Source organism: Streptosporangiales bacterium (assembly GCA_009379825.1).
Taxonomy (GTDB): Bacteria; Actinomycetota; Actinomycetes; order Streptosporangiales; family WHST01; genus WHST01.
Genome location: WHTA01000009.1, coordinates 94016 through 112252 on the forward strand (window position 1 = coordinate 94016; position 18237 = coordinate 112252).

General features: G+C 71.2%; 17 protein-coding genes and 1 pseudogene. 14 read left to right on the forward strand and 4 right to left on the reverse strand.

Translation table 11 applies throughout. The annotated features are described in order from the left end of the window. The first annotated feature begins 4 nt into the window (after positions 1–4). From GEV07_07105 to GEV07_07140, 8 genes and pseudogenes are all read left to right on the forward strand, one after another. A pseudogene (locus tag GEV07_07105) lies at positions 5–1320 on the forward strand (MFS transporter). 30 nt (positions 1321–1350) lie between these two features. Continuing rightward, positions 1351–2322: a LysR family transcriptional regulator gene (locus GEV07_07110; GenBank protein ID MQA02485.1), complete on the forward strand. Its 972-nt coding sequence runs from the start codon at positions 1351–1353 to the stop codon at positions 2320–2322. A 68-nt stretch (positions 2323–2390) separates the two neighbouring features. After that, positions 2391–3179: a UTRA domain-containing protein gene (locus tag GEV07_07115; GenBank protein MQA02486.1), complete on the forward strand. Its 789-nt coding sequence runs from the start codon at positions 2391–2393 to the stop codon at positions 3177–3179. A 20-nt stretch (positions 3180–3199) separates the two neighbouring features. Beyond that, on the forward strand, positions 3200–3742 hold the full coding sequence (locus GEV07_07120) for an ECF transporter S component (protein ID MQA02487.1): 543 nt from the start codon (positions 3200–3202) through the stop codon (positions 3740–3742). Further along, positions 3739–4512, forward strand: a complete 774-nt coding sequence (locus GEV07_07125) for a transcriptional regulator (GenBank protein ID MQA02488.1) — start codon at positions 3739–3741, stop codon at positions 4510–4512. Before GEV07_07120 ends, GEV07_07125 begins: the two co-directional genes overlap by 4 nt. After that, positions 4509–6215, forward strand: a complete 1707-nt coding sequence (locus GEV07_07130; protein ID MQA02489.1) for an ATP-binding cassette domain-containing protein — start codon at positions 4509–4511, stop codon at positions 6213–6215. The genes GEV07_07125 and GEV07_07130 overlap by 4 nt, the downstream gene beginning before the upstream one ends. Then, positions 6215–7012, forward strand: coding sequence for a hypothetical protein (locus tag GEV07_07135; protein ID MQA02490.1), 798 nt, complete (start codon positions 6215–6217; stop codon positions 7010–7012). Before GEV07_07130 ends, GEV07_07135 begins: the two co-directional genes overlap by 1 nt. Before the next feature lie 43 nt (positions 7013–7055). Beyond that, complete coding sequence (locus tag GEV07_07140; protein MQA02491.1) at positions 7056–8096, forward strand: ADP-ribosylglycohydrolase family protein; 1041 nt, start codon at positions 7056–7058, stop codon at positions 8094–8096. Between the two features lie 2 nt (positions 8097–8098). Here GEV07_07140 and GEV07_07145 read toward each other — a convergent pair whose 3' ends face one another. Further along, positions 8099–8569 (reverse strand): MarR family transcriptional regulator, encoded by a 471-nt coding sequence (locus GEV07_07145; GenBank protein ID MQA02492.1) that lies wholly within the window; start codon positions 8567–8569, stop codon positions 8099–8101. A 52-nt stretch (positions 8570–8621) separates the two neighbouring features. On the opposite strand from GEV07_07145, the gene GEV07_07150 reads away from it, so the two are divergent. Further along, the gene (locus tag GEV07_07150; protein MQA02493.1) at positions 8622–9224 is read left to right on the forward strand and encodes a TIGR03086 family protein; all 603 of its coding nucleotides are present in this window, start codon (positions 8622–8624) and stop codon (positions 9222–9224) included. A 4-nt stretch (positions 9225–9228) separates the two neighbouring features. On the opposite strand, the gene GEV07_07155 is transcribed toward GEV07_07150, so the two are convergent. Next, positions 9229–10092 (reverse strand): MBL fold metallo-hydrolase, encoded by an 864-nt coding sequence (locus GEV07_07155; GenBank protein ID MQA02494.1) that lies wholly within the window; start codon positions 10090–10092, stop codon positions 9229–9231. Beyond that, on the reverse strand, positions 10089–10895 hold the full coding sequence (locus GEV07_07160) for an FCD domain-containing protein (GenBank protein ID MQA02495.1): 807 nt from the start codon (positions 10893–10895) through the stop codon (positions 10089–10091). The genes GEV07_07155 and GEV07_07160 overlap by 4 nt, the downstream gene beginning before the upstream one ends. Here GEV07_07160 and GEV07_07165 point away from each other — a divergent pair. The 4 genes from GEV07_07165 (at position 10861) to GEV07_07180 (ending at position 16311) form a co-directional block, all read left to right on the forward strand. Further along, complete coding sequence (locus tag GEV07_07165) at positions 10861–12453, forward strand: aldehyde dehydrogenase family protein (GenBank protein ID MQA02496.1); 1593 nt, start codon at positions 10861–10863, stop codon at positions 12451–12453. The two genes, GEV07_07160 and GEV07_07165, sit on opposite strands and share 35 nt — an antisense overlap. Before the next feature lie 39 nt (positions 12454–12492). After that, on the forward strand, positions 12493–13422 hold the full coding sequence (locus tag GEV07_07170; GenBank protein ID MQA02497.1) for an FAD-binding protein: 930 nt from the start codon (positions 12493–12495) through the stop codon (positions 13420–13422). A gap of 457 nt (positions 13423–13879) precedes the next feature. Beyond that, entirely contained in the window at positions 13880–15187 is a 1308-nt protein-coding gene (locus GEV07_07175) for an MFS transporter (protein ID MQA02498.1), read from the forward strand. Next, a complete protein-coding gene (locus tag GEV07_07180; protein ID MQA02499.1) occupies positions 15007–16311 on the forward strand; it encodes a zinc-binding dehydrogenase in 1305 nt (434 codons plus the stop codon). Before GEV07_07175 ends, GEV07_07180 begins: the two co-directional genes overlap by 181 nt. A 3-nt stretch (positions 16312–16314) precedes the next feature. Here the strand turns inward: GEV07_07180 and GEV07_07185 are convergent, their stop codons facing one another. Then, positions 16315–16776, reverse strand: coding sequence for a hypothetical protein (locus GEV07_07185; GenBank protein MQA02500.1), 462 nt, complete (start codon positions 16774–16776; stop codon positions 16315–16317). Between the two features lie 198 nt (positions 16777–16974). Between GEV07_07185 and GEV07_07190 the strand changes: the two genes are divergently transcribed. Further along, positions 16975–18192 (forward strand): hypothetical protein, encoded by a 1218-nt coding sequence (locus tag GEV07_07190; protein ID MQA02501.1) that lies wholly within the window; start codon positions 16975–16977, stop codon positions 18190–18192. The last annotated feature ends 45 nt before the right edge of the window (positions 18193–18237 follow it).

An 18237-nucleotide genomic window follows, 5' to 3' on the forward strand; every position in this document is an offset into this window, starting at 1 on the left:
CGGCATGGCAGAGAACCCGACGGCCCCAGTGTCGACCGAGCCCGAGGCCGCAGGAGGAAACCGGGTCGCGGCCCGCGCCGCGGTGTCATCGTTCATCGGGACGACGATCGAGTGGTACGACTACTTCCTGTACGGCACCGCGTCCGCGCTCTTCCCGAAGGTCTTCTTCACCAACCTCTCGCCCGGCGTGGCGACGTTCGCCTCGCTTGCGAGCTTCTCGGTCTCGTGGCTGCTGCGACCGATAGGTGGGCTGATCTTCGGCCACTTCGGGGATCGGGTGAGCCGCAAGAAGATGCTCATCATCACCTTGCTGCTGATGGGCGTAAGCACGTTCCTCATCGGCTGTCTCCCCGGGTACGCACAGGTCGGGCTGCTCGCGCCGGTCCTGCTGATCAGCCTGCGGATGCTGCAGGGCCTCGCCCTGGGCGGTGAGTGGGGCGGGGCTGCGCTGATCGCGATCGAACATGCGCCGGCGGGCAGACGCGGCCGGTACGGTGCCGCGGTGCAGATGGGGGTGCCCGCCGGGCTGTTGTTGTCGACGGCTGCCGTGTCGGCCATGTCCGGGCTCCCCGACAGCGCGTTCTTCAGCTGGGGCTGGCGAGTGCCGTTCCTGGTCAGCATCGTGCTGCTCGGCGTCGGCTACTGGCTGCGGTCCGCCCTGGACGACCCGAAGGCGTTCGCGCGGTTGCGGGAGCGCAGCGAACAGGCCCAGCTGCCGATCGGCGAGGTGCTCTCGGGAAACGCAGGACCATCCTGCTTGCCCTGGTCCAGTTCGCCTGCAACGCCGGGTACTACGTCTTCACGGTCTACTCCGGCAGCTACGCCACCGACCATCTCGGTTTGCCCAGGTCGTGGGTCCTGACGGCGCTGATGGTAGCCGCCGCCGTGGACCTCGTGATGCAGCCGGTGTTCGGCGCGTTGTCCGACCGGTTCGGGCGGCGTCCCATCTACATCTTCGGCTCTGTGTTCATCGGCGTGTGGGCGTTCCCGTTCTTCGTGATGTTCGACTCGGGGTCGCAACCGCTGATCCTGCTGGCGACGGTCGGCGCGCTGGGCATCGGGCACGCGGCCACCGGGTCGTTGAACGGACCGCTCTACACCGAGCAGTTCCCGGTGCGCATGCGCTACACCGGTTCCTCGCTGGCCTACCAGCTGTCCGGTGTGGTCACCAGTACGCCCGCGCCGTTGGTTGCGGCGTGGATCGTGGAGAGCACGGGCAACAGCCGGTTCGTGTCGATGTAGGTGATGGGCGCCGCGGTGGTGTCGGTCGTGTGCGCACTGGCGTTGCGGGAGACGTACAAGGTCGACATCGACGACTGACGGAAGCTGCGCGGCCCGTATCCTGCGGCGATGAGGCTGGTGCACCTGGAGACGTTGCGGGCCGTACTCGAGACCGGGTCGCTCTGTGGCGCTGCGAAGCAGCTCGGGTACACGACGTCGGCCGTGTCGCAGCAGATCGCCGCACTGGAGCGGACGTTGGGCGTGCCGTTGTTCGAACGCGGTCCGCGCAACCTGTGGCCGACGGCTGCCGCCGTCCAGATGGGACGGCACGCCTCGGCCGTCCTGTCGCGGCTCGCGGAGGCTGCGGACGACATGCGCGGGTACGCCGGCGGGCACAACGGCAGGCAGCGGGTGGCCGCTTTCACGACGGTCAGCTCACGGGTGGCACCGAGGGCGCTCGCACGTACGGTCACGCGGTTCCCCGACGCCGAACTGACGCTGCACGACGACGACTCGGCCGACGTGGCGCTGGCGGTGTGCGAGGGGACGGCCGACCTCGGGCTGGTCTTCGAGTACGACCTCGTGCCGCAGACCTGGCCGGAGGAGTTGCGTACGTACCCCGTGCTCGACGAGGAGCTGGTCGTCCTCTGCCACCCCGAGCAGTATCCGGCGAACGGGGCGCACATCGACGTCGCCGAGCTCGCCGACGCGATCTGGGTGACGAACCGCGAGGGATCCACCGGGCACGAGAACCTGGTTCGGCTGTGCGCGCAGTTCGGTTTCGACCCGGTCGTCAGGTACACCAGCCACGACTTCGACGTCGTCCGCGGGATCGTCAGGGAGGGGCTCGGCATCGCCCTGGTGCCGGCCCTGGCCCTCGGCACCGACCCGGCCATAGCCATGCGCCGGCTGCGACCTGACGGTCCCCGCCGCAGGGTCCTGGCCGTCCACCGGGCCACCGACCTCAACCCGCTGGTCCCAGCCGCACTGGAGACCATCCACGAAGCCGCCCGCGAGTTCACCCGCTGGACCACAGAAGCACTCACCGTCCGCATCGACTCACCCCTCGCCTCCGCACCGGCGGTTGTTATTGGGCGGTGATTGGTCTAGGGTTACGGACCAATCACCGCCCAATTGGTCGTGGGGTATCCGTGTACTCGTCGTCGAGTATGAGTGACATCGTCGTGGACGAGGGGAGTCCTGTCCCGGCGTACTACCAGCTCTACGAGGCGTTGCGGCATCGGCTCGGCGGTCCAGGGTTTCCGCCGGGGAGTCGGCTCGCCACCGAGCGTGCGATGGCCCAGGAGCTGTCGGTCAGTCGGGCGACCGTTCGTGCGGCGATGACGAGGCTGGAACGGGACGGCCTGGTGCGCCGGCGGCAGGGTGACGGCACGTACGTCGCCGAGCCGCGGGTGGCGCACGACATGCGCACGCTGTTCGGGTTCACCGCCGAGTTCGCGCAGTCCGGGATGCAGGTGCGCTCACACGTACTGTCGCTGGGCACGATCCGGCCGTCGAGGCACCTCCGCGAGACGCTCGGCGTGCCCGACGGTCCCGCGGCCGCGATCGAGCTACGGCGGGTGCGCGTGATCGACGGCGTGCCGATCTCGCTGGAGACGGTGTGGCTCGCCTCCGACAGGTGCGCGGAGCTGTTGAAGGTCGACCTGAACGACCACTCGCTCTACGACGCGCTGTACGCCATGGGCATCAAGCCGACGCACGGCCACGAGCAGCTCACCGCCACCACGCTCGACGACTACGAGGCGAAGCATCTCGTGCAGACGCCAGGTGACGCCGCGTTCCTCGTCGAACGCGTCACCTACGACGCCGACGAACGCTGCGTCGAGTGCGTCAAGAGTCTGCTGCGGGCGGACCGTTTCACCATAAAGACCGAGCTCGATCTCGAAGCGACGACGCCCCAGCCGGCGTCGCAGAAGGTTCCGAGGAGGACATCGTGAGCGCGACAGAACCTCGCCACGTGGAACGTCGTACTGCGGCACGCTTCTTCACCCCGCGACGGGTGGCGAGGGTCGCGATCCTGGTGGCCTTGAGCGCCGTCGGTGCGTTCATAAAGATCCCCAGCCCGACCGGCACCGTGGCGTTGGACTCGGCGCCCGGTTGGCTCGCCGCGTACGCGTTCAGCCCGGTCGAGGGCTCGATCGTGGGTGCGCTCGGCCACCTGGTGTCGGCGCTGAGCACGGGGTTCCCGCTCGGCCTGCCTGTGCACCTGCTTGTGGCCGTCGAGATGGCGGTGTTCGTCGCGGTCTTCGGGCTGCTCGCCAGGAAGGTGAGCATCTGGCTGGCGATCCCCGTCGGCATCGTGCTCAACGGGGTCGGCGGTGCGGCGATCATGATCCCCATCGGCGGTGTCGGCATGTTCGTCTCGCTCGTGCTGCCGCTGACCGTCGGCGCGGCGATCAACATCGTCATCGCCGCGGCGGCCGGCCGCGTGCTGAAGGCTGCGGGGCTCGCCGCCGCCGACGAGAAGGGCGGCCGCGGGAAGCAGGAGAAGTCCGCGTGACCGGACCGGTCCACGGCGTCCGGCGAGTACGCGACCTCACCGTGCTGGACGTACCAGGGGGCAGCCTGGTCGTCGCCTGCGACTCGGTCGGCGGGATCGGGCCGAAACAGCACGACACCGTAAGAACCGCGGCGGCGACCACCGCCCACTTCGCTGCCCGGGTGGCGCTGCTCGAGGTCATCTGTGCGGGCGCCAAGCCCACCTTGGTCGTCGACACGCTGAGCGTGGAGGCCGAACCACAGGGCAAGGAGATGATCCAGGCCGTCGTCGAGCTGGCCGCCGAGGTCGGTCTCGCCGCCGATCGGGTCACCGGCACCACCGAGGACAACGTCGTCACGCACGCGACCGGCATCGGTGTGACGGTCGTCGGTGAGGTCGCCGGCGGCCTGCGCGCCGGCGGCTCGCGCGACGGCGACGTGGTCGTCTGTCTCGGCGCACCGCGCTCGGCGCCCGACGACCAGCTGTACGTCGGGCACCCGGACCTGGTCGGTATCGCCGAGCTGACCGCACTCCTCGACACCGACCTCGTGCACGACGCGCTGTCGGTCGGCTCGAAGGGCCTCGCCTGGGAGGTGCCGCAGCTCGCCGAGGCCGCCGGGCTGAGCGTCGACTGGCGCGCCGACGCCGGCGTGCCGCGCGACCGCTCGGCGGGGCCGTCGTCGTGCGTGCTCGTCAGCTGCCGAGCGGCCGACGTGGCGTCGGTGCGTGCCCGGTTCCGCAGCACGTTGCCGACCGCCGTCGTCGCCGACCTCGCTGCGGAGGACGGATGAGCGTCGCACTCCATGCCGACGGGCTGAGCTTCAGGTACCGCGGGACGGACGAGCGTCAGCTCGACGACGTGAGCTTCCGGATCGAGACCGGCGAACGCGTCGCGATCATGGGTGCGACGGGCGCGGGCAAGACGACGCTCGTGATGACGTTCAACGGCCTCATCCCGCACCACCACGCCGGCCAGATGTACGGGTACCTCACGTCGGCCGGCCTCGACACCGTCGACCACGACGTCGTCGACCTGGTGCGGCACGTCGGCATGGTGATGCAGGACCCGGAGGCGCAGATCACCGGCAGGACGGCGATCGACGACGCCACCGTCGGCCCGGCCAACCTCGGCCTGCCACGCGAGGAGGTCTTCGAGCGCGCACACCGTGCACTCGACGCCGTCGGCCTCGCCGACCTCGCGGACCGCGACACCGGTCAGCTGTCCGGCGGTCAGCAACAGCGGCTCGCCATTGCCGGGATCCTCGCCATGGAGCCGGAGATCCTCGTGCTCGACGAGCCCACGAGCGAGCTGGACCCGGACGGCACCGCACACGTGTTCGCCGTCGTGGAGAAGGTGACCGACCAACCGGGCCAGACGGCGGTACTTGTGGAGCACGAACCCGAGCTGGTGGCCCAGTGGGCCAGCCGGCTGCTCGTACTGCACGACGGCAAGCTCGTCCACGACGGGCCGCCGGGGCAGTTCTTCGCCGACCCCGTGCGTTCCCGTGAGGCGCGGTTGCGGCCGCCGCAGGTGGTCAGCGTCTGCTGTGCTCTGCAGGACCGCGGCGTGCTGCAGCAGGGCGAGGTGGCCGTGACCGTGGACGAGGGCGTCGACCTGCTGCGCGACCGCGTCCCGCACGGGGCGCGCGCACACGGGCGAGCGACGTCGGCGACCCGGCCTGACCCGTCCGTGCCTGTCGCGGTCAACGCCCGCGGTGTCTCGCACCGCTACCCGTCCGGCGTGCAGGCGCTCAGCGACGTCGACCTCGCCGTGCACGAGGGCGAGTTCGTCGCGCTGCTCGGCAGGAACGGCGCGGGCAAGACGACGTTCGCCCGCCACCTCAACGGCCTGCTGCGGCCGACCGTCGGCGAGCTGCTCGTCAACGACCGCCCGACGGCGGGACGCAAGGTCAGCGAGCTGGCGACCGAGGTCGGCTACGTCTTCCAGAACCCCGATCACCAGATCTTCGCCGCAAGCGTCAGGGACGAGGTGGCGTTCGGGCTTCGCAACGCGGGCGTGGCGGCCGACCAGGCGGAGGCGAAGGTCGAGGAGGTGCTCGAGCTGGTGGGGATGCGCGAGCACATCGACGACCATCCGTTCCGCCTCGGCAAGGGGCAGCGGCAACGCCTCGCCGTCGCCAGCGTGCTCGCCCTCGAACCACAGGTCCTCGTCGTCGACGAACCCACGACGGGACAGGACTGGCACGGCTCGGTAGCGATCATGGAGCTCATCCGCGAGCTCAACGAGGCCGGCCGCACCATCGTCATGATCACGCACGACATGCCGCTGGTCGCTGCGTACGCGCACCGCGCCGTGGTGTTCGACGCCGGACGGCTGATCGCCGACCTGCCGGTGCCCGAGCTCTTCGCCGCCGAGGACGTGCTCGCCAAGGCGCAGCTGTCCGCGCCACAGGTGACCCGGCTGGCGAAGGCCCTCGGCCTGCCGCCGGTCACGACGGTGGACGCGTTCGCCGAGCTCTGGGACGTGGCCTGATGTTCCTCGAGTACCGCGACGGCACCACACTCGCCCACCGGTTGGACGCGCGTACCAAGCTGTTCGCGTTCACCGCAGCGGTCGTCCTCACGTTCCTGTTCACCGACCCGCTGCCGAACGCGCTGCTCGCCGGGGCGGCCTTGGCGCTGTTGTTCGCGCTCGGCACGCGTCCCCGTCAGGTCGGCAAGCTGCTCGCCCCGCTCGCCCCGGTCGTCGTGTTGATCGTCGTCTTCGCGGCGATCAGCAGGTCGACGACCGAAGGCTCGGCCGGTCGGGTACTCGTCCACCTCTGGTTCGACGGTGGCCTGCCGGTGACCACGGACGGGCTCGCGGGCGGTGTCAACCTCGGGCTGCGCATCCTCGCCATGGTGTGCCTGACGAGCGCGCTGGTGATCTGCACGCCGATCGAACACTTCGTCGCGGTGATGCGACAACTGCGGATGCCGTTCCCCGTCGTGTTCATCGTGATGACTGCGCTGCGGTTCGTCCCGACCATGCAGCACCGCGCCAACCAGGTGCTCGACGCCCAGCGCGCCCGCGGTGCGCGGATCGCCGACGCCGGCATGTTCGGCGCGATCCGTGCGTACACGACGATCATGGTGCCGCTGTTCGCCACCGGCATCCGCATGTCGGAGGAGCTGGCCGCGGCGATGCTCAACCGCGGGTACGGGATCACCAAGCAGCCCACCCAGACCGTCACGTTGCACGCCACGTGGCGCGACGCGCTCGTGGCCGCCCTGACCGCCGCGCTGCTCGTGCTGGTGTCCGTGGCGCGCATCCTCGGGTGGAGCTTGTGACGGCCGCCCGCGACCAGAAGAGAAACCGGAGGACTGAATCTCGATGACGGACCAGTCGACCACTGGCCTCGAAGTGCTCACCGACCGGGCACGCGGCTGCCTGGCGGGCGTGGCGCTGGGTGATGCAATGGGCATGCCGGGGGAGTTGTGGCCACGTGAGCGGGTGAAGGCGCACTTCGGCTGGATCGGCGAGTTCCTGCCGGGGCCCGCCGGTCACTTCGTCGTCGACGGGTTCGTCGCCGGGCAGGTGACCGACGATACCCAGCAGACGTACATGCTCGCGGACGCCATCCTCGCTGCCGGCGGCACGGTCGACACCGCGGTCGTCGCCCGTCACCTCGTGGCGTGGGCGGACCGGGTGGGGGCGAGCGAGGGGAACTTCCTCGGGCCCAGCTCGGCGCGGGCGATCCAGAAGCTGCGGGAGAACGGCGACCCGACGAAGACCGGCGAGGGTGGCGAGACCAACGGCGCGGCCATGCGGATCGCGCCCGTCGGTCTGCTGCACCGGTCGGGTGATCTGGACGCGCTCGTCGATGCGGTGCTCGGTGCGTCGATCATGTCGCACAACACGAGCGTCGCGATCAGCGGCGCGAGCCTCGTCGCCGGCACGGTCAGCGGCGCGCTCGACGGCGAACCGGGTCTGTCACCTAGCGCCCTCCTGCAGTCCGCGCTCGAAGTCGGCTACGCCGCCGGCGCCATCGGTGCCCGTAGGGCGGAGCAGGTGATGAGCCCTTCGGTGGTGCGGCGCGCGCAGTGGGCGGCCGAGCTCGCCGAGCGGTCGACGACGGACGAGCAGTTCCTGCAGGACCTCTACGACCTCGTCGGCGGAGGCGTGGCCACCGCAGAGTCGGTACCTTCGGCCGTCGGCCTGCTGGTGCGTTCCGGCGGCGACCCGGTACGTTGCGCCGTACTCGCCGCGAACCTCGGCGGCGACACCGACACCATGGGTGCCATCGCGACCGGGATGGCCGGAGCCGTCGCCGGCATCTCGGCCATCCCCGACGGGCTCCTCGGCCAGCTGCGGTCGGTGAACCAGATCGAACCGGAGCGCCTCGCCGACGACCTGCTCGCGTACCGACATTGAGCTCAGGTGCGGTGCTCGGCGAGGGCGACGATCTCGTCGCGGGGGATGGCTGCGAGGGTCTCCAACGCGCTGAGGAAGGCGGCACGCTCAGCGCGTCCGAGGCGTGCGAGTAGTGCGTTCTCGCGTCGCTGGATGTCCGCCTGGGCGGCGGCGTGGACGCGAGCGCCGCGGTCGGTGAGTGAGAGCAGCCGGGCGCGGCGGTCCGCGGGGTCCGGCTGGCGGTTGATGAGCCCGTCGTCCTGGAGGTCGTCGAGTACCGCGATGACGCGTGTCTTGTCGGCACCGATCGACTCGGCCAGGGCGGACTGGGTGCGTACCTCCTGGCCGCGGAGGCCGCTCAGCACCGCGTAGCCCCACATGGTGAGCCCGTGGCGTTCGAGCACGGGCGTCTCGAGTGCCATCAGCGACCGGGCGAGCGGTGCCAGCATCGCGGCGAGGTCGGGTCGGGAGGCGACCGGTTTGCGAGTTGCCATGCGTCAGACGTTACGCGTGGACAAATAATAGGCGTGCGCTTATGATAAGCTCATGCGGAATGACTTCTCCCGGGCCGTCGAGCTGGATCGCCGAGTGTACGAGGCGGGTCTCGCTCTTGTGCGTCGCACGACGCGGGCCGACCTCGTCCGACCTACGCCGTGCGCCGGTTGGACCCTTGCCGACCTGATCGAGCACATGACCGCGCAGAACCACGGCTTCGCCGCGGCCGCGCGCGGTGCGGGCGCCGACGAAGAGGTGTGGCATGGCGGGCCACTCGGCGACGACCCGGCCGCCACCTACGCGGCGAGCGTCGCCGACGTGACTACGGCCTTCGCCGACGCCGATGCGGACGCGCCGTTCGTGCTCGGCGACATCCGCCCCGACCCGTTCCCCGCGCCGCAGGCGGTCGGCATGCACCTCGTCGATGGCGTCGCGCACGGGTGGGACGTCGCCAAGGCGCTCGGCCTGCCGTTCGACCTCGACGACGACGCGCTCGCCGCCGGCTGGCAGGTCGCGTCCGCGGTGCCTGACGGCGAGTTCAGGACGGCGCCAGGGTCGCCGTTCGCGCCTGCAGTGCACGTCGACGAGTCTGCGCCGGCGCTCGACCGCATCGTCGCCGTGCTCGGCCGGTCGCCCGCCTGGACCGCCGGCTGACGCGTCACGCGTCGACGGGTACCCAGTGACCGTCGTCGAGGGTGCCGAGTACGACGTCCGCGAAGTGCATGCCGTAGCCGACGGTGTCCGGGCGTGCGAGGAGGTCGGCGAGGAGCTCGCGCGACGCCCGCGCCGCTGCCGGGGCGCTGTCCCTGCGCGCGCCGTGCTCGGGGTGCTCCAGCTCGACCGGGTTGTGCGCGGCGTCGCCGACCACCACCAGCTCCCGGCCGCCGCCGGCGAGCACGAACGACGTGTGTCCTGGCGTGTGGCCCGGCGTCGGCAGGGCCGTCACGCCGGGGAAGATCTCGGCGCCGCGGGCGAACGTCTCGACCAGCTCGCCGAGCGGGCCGAAGAACGTCTCCTGGTCGAGTTGGCCGTACTTGTCGCCGTGCGACCGGCAGAACGCCCACTCCGGCTCCGCTACCAGGTACCGCGCGGACGGGAACACCGGTGGATGCCCCGGCCGGTCGCGGTGGACCAGCCAACCGACGTGGTCGAAGTGCACGTGGGTGACCACGACCGTGTCCACGTCCGACGGTGAGACGCCGAACTGCGCGAGGTTGTCGAGCAGGGCGCCGCCGCGAAACGGGCCGAGGCCGCGTGCCGTCGCGTCCGGACCCTCGAACGCGGGCCCTGGACCGTACCCGGTGTCGATCAGCAGGGTACTTCCGTCGCGCTGGACGAGCAGCCCGCCGAGGCTCGCCACCAGCGTCCCGTCCGCGGCGAGGTGCTGCGGGTAGCGGTGCCAGTCGACCGTGGGCAGGAACACCTCGGGGATCAGTGCGCCTACGCCGTCCGGTACGTAGCTGACGGTGGCGTCGCCGAACGTCAAGGACCTGCCGACGGCGGCCCGCACCAGCCGGCTCATGCCGACTCGACGTCGCTGGTGGACGGGGTGGCCGCGTCGTCCGCGAGGGCGGCCTCCGCGGCGGCCCTGATGTGCGACCGCCAGAGCTGGCTGGCCCGGTCGCCGCCGCGGTCGCGCAGCGCGGCCAGCACCTCCTCGAGCTCGGTCTGGCTCGCCTGCGCGCGGCCCGGCCGGCCCAGCGACTGCGCGCGCAGCCGCCACAGCCGGCTCTGCAGCAGCGACGCCTGGCCCTCGAGCAGCTCGTTGCGTGCGCCGGCGTACAGCTTGGCGTAGAACGCCTGTTTCGCGGCGAGCATCGCGTCGACGTCACCGCACTCGTGCGCCGTCCGCAGCTCGCCGACGGCGTCGCCGAGCGAGGCGAGCTCGGCGTCCGTCGCGCGTTCCGCGAACAGCCGGATCGCGTGGCACTCGAGCGCCTCGCGCACCTCGTAGACGGCGACCGCGTCGGCGGCGCTCATCCGCGCGACGGTCGCGCCGCGGTGTGGCGTCACGGTGATGAAGCCCTCGGACTCCAGCTGGCTGTACGCCTCGCGCAGGGTGGCGCGCGAGACGCCGATCCGGTCGCTGAGGTCGCGGTCGACCAGCCGGTCGCCTGGACGGAGCTCGCCCGTCGCGATCGCGTGCCTGATCGCCTCGGCTGCCTGCTGGCGCATCGGAGCCACTACGCGCATCACCCGCATGCCGGCAGTGTACCTGAGATGCCTGATTGCCTGGCAATCCCTAGGGTGAGTCCGACACACACTGACGGTGCGGTCGGGAGGACCCAGCATGGCTACACGGCCGACGAGGTACGGCCTGTTCATCGACGGCGACCAGGTCGAGGCGACAGCCGCGGGCACGCTGGACGTCACCGACCCGGCGACCGGGGAGACCTGGGCACAGGTTCCGGACGCGTCGGCGGCGGACGTGGACGCCGCGGTGCGCTCTGCGCACGCCGCGTTCACCGAGGGGCCGTGGCCCCGTTACCGGGCCGCGGACCGGGCCGGCTTCCTGATCAGGTTCGGGCAGCTCGCCCAGGAGCGCGCCGACGAGCTGGCCGAGCTGCAGGTGCGGGAGAACGGCAAGCTGCACCGCGAGATGTACGGCCAGACGAAGCTGCTGCGCGAGTACTTCGAGTACTACGCGGGCCTCGCGTACACACTCGGCGGCTCGACCAACCAGCTGCACGTCACGGACATGGTGAACTACACCGGCCGCGAGCCGCTCGGCGTGGTCGCCGCGATCACCCCGTGGAACTCGCCGCTGCTGCTGCTGGCCTGGAAGCTCGGCCCGGCACTGGCAGCAGGCAACACCGTGGTGGCCAAGCCGTCGGAGGTGACGCCGGTGTCCACCGTGCGGTTCGCCGAGCTGGCCGTCGAGGCCGGGCTGCCGCGCGGGGTGTTCAACGTGGTCACCGGCCTCGGGCACCCGTCGGGCACCGCGCTCACCGGCCTCGGGCACCCGTCGGGCACCGCGCTCACCGGCCTCGGGCACCCGTCGGGCACCGCGCTCACCGGCCTCGGGCACCCGTCGGGCACCGCGCTCACCGGCCACCGCGACGTCGCGAAGATCGCGTTCACCGGTTCCACCGCCACCGGCCAGGCGATCGCCGCGGAGGCCGGCAAGACACTGAAGCGCGTCTCGCTGGAGCTGGGCGGCAAGTCGCCCAACATCGTGTTCGACGACGCCGACCTCGACGGCGCGCTGAACGGGATCGTCGCCGGCATCTTGGGCGCCAGCGGCCAGACCTGCATGGCCGGCTCGCGCATCCTCGTGCAGGACGGCGTCTACGACGAGGTGGTGAAGCGGCTCGCCGAGCGCGCCGACGCCATCACCGTCGGCGACCCGCGCGACCCCGCGACCGAACACGGCACGATCGCGTCGCAGGCGCAGTACGAGAAGGTCCTCAGGTACGTAGAGGTCGCGAAGGCGGACGGCGCGAAGCTCGTCGCCGGCGGCGGGACCGCGAAGGTACCCGGCCTGGAGGACGGGTTGTTCGTCCGGCCGACCGTGTTCGCCGACGTCACCAACGACATGCGCATCGCGCGTGAGGAGGTGTTCGGCCCGGTCGCCGCGGTGCTCGGGTTCCGCGACGAGGACGAGGCGGTCGCCGTCGCGAACGACACCGAGTTCGGTCTCGCCGCGGGTGTCTGGACGGGCAGCGTGCAGCGTGCGCACCGGGTCGCCGCGCGGCTGCACGCCGGCACCGTGTGGATCAACAATTACCGCAAGTCCTCCTACGCCACGCCGTTCGGCGGGTACAAGCAGAGCGGCCTCGGCCGGGAGAACGGGCGCGACGCACTGCTGGAGTACACGGAGGAGAAGAGCGTCTGGGTCGACACCGGGCAGGGCGTGAAGGACCCGTTCAACCCGCGGGCGTGACGTCCCGTGCACCCGCTCAACGTCGAGAAGGGAAGATCGATGGCAGCAACACCACACGTCGTGGTCGTGGGCTCGGGCGTCGCGGGACTCTCCGCCGCGGTGACCGCGGCCGAGGAGCTCGGGTCCACGGGCAGCGTGGTGCTCGTCGAGCGATGCCAGGAGCAGGAGGCCGGCGGCCTCACCAGGTGGACGTCGGCGTACCTGCGGCTGGAGGACGTGTACGAGACGGCGGACTCGTTCGTCGAGGACGTCGTCGGGTTCTCCGGCGGCCGCACCCGCCGCGCGTACGTCGAGGCGCTGCAGGCGGCCGTGCCCGACACCATGGAGTGGATCCAGGGGCACGGCGCCAGGTTCAAGAAGCTGCCCACGTACTTCGTCAACAGCACCCGCCCGCGGCTGCAGCCGGTCGGCGGCGGTGAGGCGCTGCGGAGGCACCTGCTCGCGGCGGCGGAGCGGCTCGGTGTCGACATCCGTTACGAGACAACGGCGGTCGACCTGGTGCGCGACGACGCCGGCGCGGTGGCCGGGCTCGCTGTGGAGCGCGACGGGCAGCGGTTCGTCGTGGACGCCACTGCCGTGGTCATCGCGTCCGGCGGCTTCGAGGGCAACCCCGGGGACCTCGCCGCTGCGCTCGGTCCAGAGGCGGACCGGCTCGTCGCCGTCGCACCTGGGGCGCACGCCAACAGGGGCGAGGGGATCGCCATGGCGTTGCGCGCCGGCGCTGCACGCAGCGGCGAGTGGGACAACTTCCATGCCGAGCCGGTCGACCCGCGCAGCAACGACCCCGGGGCGCTGGTGATGGTGTTCCCTTACGGCATCCTGGTGAACGCCGCCGGCAGGCGCTTCGTCGACGAGGGTGCGGGCACCGTCGACGAGGCGTACGAGCAGACCGTGCGGGCGATCTGGCGTGAGGGAAACGGCACCGCGTACTTCGTCACCGACAGGCAGCTCACCGACATCTCCGACTAGGCCAGGGGAATACTGACCTCGGTACAGCCGGTGCGGGCGGACACCGTCGAGGACCTCGCGGTCGGCCTTGGCCTGTCGCCCGAGGCGTTGCGCAGCACGGTCGACGAGTTCAACGCCGCTGTCGCGGACGGCGACTACGACTGGGTGCGCAAGGACGGCAAGCGCACCCACGGGCTCGACCCGGACAAGTCGAACTGGGCGCTGCCCGTCGACCGCCCGCCGTACGTCGGCTACCCGGTCGCCTGCGCCATGGTGTTCACCTTCGGCGGCATCGACGTCGACGAACGTGGCCGGGTCTCGACGAGCGGCAGCGTCCCGTACCTGGCCTGTACGCGGCGGGGGAGTGCACCGGCATCTACTACGGCAAGTACCCGGGGGCGACATCGGTGCTGCGCGGCCTGGTGTTCGGCCGGGTCTGCGCGCGAACGATCGCCGAGACGACCGTGGGAGCGTCCCGATGAGCGCGACGAACCAGCCGAAGCGCGTGGCGCTCGGCAGCCTGGTGGGCACCACGATCGAGTGGTACGACTTCTTCATCTACGGCCAGGCCGCAGCGTTGGTCTTCGACAAGCTCTACTTCCCCGACCTCCCCGCGCCCGTCGCCACCCTGGTGTCGCTGGCGACGCTCGGCGTCGGCTTCGTGGCCCGACCGGTCGGTGGCTTGCTGTTCGGCCACTTCGGCGACCGGCTCGGCCGCAAGAGCGTGCTGATCGTCACGCTGCTCGCCATGGGCATAGCGACGATGCTCGTCGGCGCGCTGCCCACCGCCGCGACCATCGGGGTGTGGGCGCCGATCCTGCTCGTGCTGCTGCGGCTGGTGCAGGGTGTCGCCGTAGGCGGTGAGTGGGGCGGCGCCGTGCTGATGGCGGTGGAGCACTCACCCGAAGGCCGTCGCGGCTTCTACGGGAGCATCCCGCAGATGGGCATCCCGCTCGGCCTGATCTCGTCGTCCGGTGTCTTCGCGCTGTTGTCCGGCGCGATGTCGGACGAGGCGTTCCTCGCCTGGGGCTGGCGGGTGACGTTCCTCTCCAGCATCGTGGTCGTGCTCGTCGGGCTGTTCATCCGGCTCGGCATCGACGAGTCGCCGTCGTTCGCCCGGGTGAAGGAGCGGTCGGAGCAGGTACGTATCCCGCTGTTCGAGGTGCTGAAGTACGCCAAGCGCACCGCGGCGCTCGCGATCGGCAGCCAGGCGCTGGTGAACATTGCCTTCTACGTCGCGACCGTCTACGTGCTGACGTACGCCAGGGACACCGCAGGCATCTCCCGCACCGAGAGCCTGCTCGCGCTGCTGCTCGCCGCGTTCGTCGACCTGGTCGCCATCCCCACGTGGGCGGCGATGTCCGACCGGATCGGTCGACGCACGGTGTTCATCATCGGCGCGGTCGGCGCGGCGCTGCTCGGCTACCCGATGTTCTGGCTCGTCGACACCGGCAGCTTCGGGCTGACGGCGCTCGCCCTCAGCCTGGTGCTCGCGCTCGGGCACGCGCCGACGTACTCCACGCTGGCGTCGTTCCTCTCCGAGTCGTTCGACGTACGCATGCGGTACAGCGCGATCTCGGTGAGCTACCAGTTCGCCGGCGCCCTGTGGAGCGGCCCGACACCGCTCGTCGCGGCCGCGCTCGTCGCGGCGACCGGGGGCGTCGGCGTGCTCGTTGGCGTCATGTCCGGCGCGCTCGTGGTCACCGTCGCCTGCACGCTCGGCCTGCGGGAGACGTACCGGGCCCGCCTGGACGCCGCCGAGCCGGAGGCGGTGAAGGTGTCGTGACGGCCACGCCGACGAGGGCCGCGGTGTTCCGCGGCAAGGATGCCGGGCTGCGGATCGAGGACGTACTCGTGCCTGCGCCTGGGCCGGGTGAGGTGTTGTTGCGGGTCGCCGCCTGCGGTGCCTGCCACAGCGACGTGCACAAGCTGGAGGGCCACGGCACGGTACCCGTGCCGAACGTGCTCGGGCACGAGATCGCCGGCGTGGTCGAGCAGGTCGGCCCTGGCGTCGACGCGTTCGCGCCCGGTGACCGCGTGGTGTGCGGCTTCCTCGTCCCGTGCGGCGAGTGCACCGACTGCGCACGCGGCCGCGACGACGACTGCCTGGTGTTCCGCAGGCGGATGCAGACCGAGGGCGTGAGCCTGCGCGGCGGGCCGCGCTTCCTGCTGCCGGACGGCACGCAGGTGCGTGGCTCCGGTGTCGGCGGGCTCGCCGAGCACACCGCGCTGCCGGTGACGGCCCTGGCGGCGGCGCCCGACCGCGTCCGGCTCGCGGACGCCGCCGTACTCGGCTGCGCCGGCCTCACGGCGTACGGCGCCGTCTACCGGTCCGCGCAGCTCGAACCGGGGGAGACCGCCGTGGTTATCGCGGTCGGCGGTGTCGGGTTGTGCGTCACCGCGCTTGCCGCGCACCGGGGCGCGGGCCAGGTGATCACCGTCGACCTGCGGCCCGAGGCGCTCGAGGTGTCGAAGCGGTTCGGCGCGACGCGTACGGCGCACGGCACGGCGGACGACGTACGCGACGCCGTGCTCGCCGCCACCGACGGCCGGGGCGCCGACGTGGTGTTCGACACCATCGGCACCGCGGCGACGCTGCGGCAGGCGGTCGGGCTCGCCGGCGTCGGCGGGCGGGTCGTCGTGTCCGGCCTCGCCGGCACCGACGCGCCGGGCGAGATCGACCTGGTGCCGTTCGTCCGGCGGCGGCTGCGGCTCGTCGGCAGCTACGCAGCACGTACGAGGCGCGACCTGCCGGCGTTGCTCGACGTCGTCGCGGACGGTGCGCTCGACCCGGCCGACCTCATCTCCGCGCACTACCCGTTCGATGCAGCGGCCGACGCGTACGCGGCGACGGCGTCCGGCGGTGTCCTCGGCCGCGCGCTGATCGAGATCGGCGCCGACCGGGTGTGACCGTCACGGGCAGCGTCGGTCCTTCCGCGGGTGCGACTTGCAGGCTCTCGTGTTTCGACTCGACGGTGGCGACGGGTCCCTGAGCGTCGGTGACTTCGTGGCGACCGGCGCACTCGTCGTCGGATCCGGCGATCGCGTCGCTCGCCGCGTCCGCTCGTCGCGGTTGCCTTCGGTGGTCCGTCGAGAGGACGGCGTGTGCATCTCCTCGTCGGCGAGCGGCGGCGCGAAGAGCCAGCGCGGGTTCGGCCCGTGCGCGGCCTTGGTCGACCGCACGTCCGGGCTGGCGGATGTCGAGCTGCGCGCCCCGCCGGCCTCGACCGAGACGCGGACGACCAGCGCGACCAGGAAGGCGACCGAGACGACTGCGACCACGACGGCGGCGAGCGCACGCTGGAGGGGCAGCCGCGGGCGTGCGGCGGCCGGAGGGGTTCTCGCGTGCCGGCCGGCCCGCGTACGGGGGAACATGCGGGGGCATCCTCCTGGGCCGAAGAGGACTGGTTCGCCCCCGACTGTAGCCGCCGGCGTGTTGCCAATTCGGCACCATTCGGACACCGTGACCGGCCGTGCGCGGTTCGCCATCGTGGTCACCCCTGATAGCGGTGGGTAACGAAGGTGCAAGTCGGATTCAACGGAATTCGCCCGATTCGTTGACCAGGTCACGAAATGGTTACTACGGTGTGCCGAGGCCGGATCGTTAGTCCTGTCGCCTGCCCCGGGCGGCGCGACCGGCCCGCCGCACCGTCGCAGGACGCCCCTCCTGCGGCGAAACCGGTCGATCGCGATGCCGGGGGGCCGCGAGCCGGTAGGCGAGACGAGATGAGGAATCGCCCCGTGTCCCCTACCCCCCGATCCCGTGGCGCGTCGTTGTTCCGACGGGCCCTGACCGTGATCGCCGTGGTGGCGTTGGTGGCCGTGACCACCCCCGGCCTGGCGCAGGCCGATCCACAGGACGATCTCCGTACCGCCCAGCGCAAGGTGGACGCCCTCGGCCGCAAGGTGGGGGAGCTCGCCGAGCGGTACAACGTGGCGAAGATCCATCTCACCGCGGCGAAGCGGCAGTCGGCCGCGGTGGCCAAACGGATCCGCAAGCAGGAGGCGAACGTCGATCGCCTGCGCAAGCAGGTGGCGGCCCGCGCCAGCTCCGCCTACATGAACGGCCCCACCGACGTCGCGTCGCTCGTCTCTGCGGAGACGCCGCAGGACGTCCTCGACATGACGACGAGCCTCGAGCTGCTCTCCGAGCGGAGCGAGCGGCAGCTGGCGGTCTTCACCGATGCGTCCAAGAAGCTGGCCAAGCAGCGCGCGACCGCGGCGAAGGCGTTGACGGCGAAGCGGGAGATCAAGAAGACGATCGGGCAGACCCGCACCAAGATCGAGGCGAAGCTCGGCGAGCAGAAGCAGCTCCTCGACCAGTTGAAGGAGCGGGTTGCGGAGCAACGGGAACGCGCGGCGGAGCAACGGGCGAGCCGCGACACCGAGCAGCGTGCTCCCGAGCCGTCCAACGACGCGCCGGCCACCAGCGGCAAGGTCGCGGACGTCATCGCGTTCGCCGAGGCCCAGCTCGGCAAGCCGTACGTGTGGGGCGCAGACGGTCCGGACTCGTACGACTGCTCGGGGCTGACGATGATGGCCTGGCGCCAGGCGGGCGTCTCGCTGCCGCACTCGTCGCAGATGCAGTACGACAGCGGTACCCGTGTCGCGAGGTCCAATCTCCAGCCGGGTGACCTGGTCTTCTTCTACAACCCGATCTCCCACGTGGGCATCTATGTCGGAGGTGGCAAGATGATCGCGGCACCGTCGAGCGGCGACGTCGTGAAGACCATCGACATCACCAGCAGCTACTACCAGTCGAACTACACCGGTGCGGTGCGTCCGGGCTGACCAGGTCGGGCGGGCGAAAACCAGGATGTGTCGGCGGGCAGGTTC

Coding starts and splice junctions, on each gene's coding strand:
- GEV07_07110 (MQA02485.1), top strand. CDS start 1,351: ATGAGGCTGGTGCACCTGGAGACGTTGCGGGCCGTACTCGAGACCGGG.
- GEV07_07115 (MQA02486.1), top strand. CDS start 2,391: ATGAGTGACATCGTCGTGGACGAGGGGAGTCCTGTCCCGGCGTACTAC.
- GEV07_07130 (MQA02489.1), top strand. CDS start 4,509: ATGAGCGTCGCACTCCATGCCGACGGGCTGAGCTTCAGGTACCGCGGG.
- GEV07_07135 (MQA02490.1), top strand. CDS start 6,215: ATGTTCCTCGAGTACCGCGACGGCACCACACTCGCCCACCGGTTGGAC.
- GEV07_07140 (MQA02491.1), top strand. CDS start 7,056: ATGACGGACCAGTCGACCACTGGCCTCGAAGTGCTCACCGACCGGGCA.
- GEV07_07145 (MQA02492.1), bottom strand. CDS start 8,569: ATGGCAACTCGCAAACCGGTCGCCTCCCGACCCGACCTCGCCGCGATG.
- GEV07_07150 (MQA02493.1), top strand. CDS start 8,622: ATGCGGAATGACTTCTCCCGGGCCGTCGAGCTGGATCGCCGAGTGTAC.
- GEV07_07155 (MQA02494.1), bottom strand. CDS start 10,092: ATGAGCCGGCTGGTGCGGGCCGCCGTCGGCAGGTCCTTGACGTTCGGC.
- GEV07_07165 (MQA02496.1), top strand. CDS start 10,861: ATGGCTACACGGCCGACGAGGTACGGCCTGTTCATCGACGGCGACCAG.
- GEV07_07160 (MQA02495.1), bottom strand. CDS start 10,895: ATGAACAGGCCGTACCTCGTCGGCCGTGTAGCCATGCTGGGTCCTCCC.
- GEV07_07170 (MQA02497.1), top strand. CDS start 12,493: ATGGCAGCAACACCACACGTCGTGGTCGTGGGCTCGGGCGTCGCGGGA.
- GEV07_07175 (MQA02498.1), top strand. CDS start 13,880: ATGAGCGCGACGAACCAGCCGAAGCGCGTGGCGCTCGGCAGCCTGGTG.
- GEV07_07185 (MQA02500.1), bottom strand. CDS start 16,776: ATGTTCCCCCGTACGCGGGCCGGCCGGCACGCGAGAACCCCTCCGGCC.
- GEV07_07190 (MQA02501.1), top strand. CDS start 16,975: ATGGTTACTACGGTGTGCCGAGGCCGGATCGTTAGTCCTGTCGCCTGC.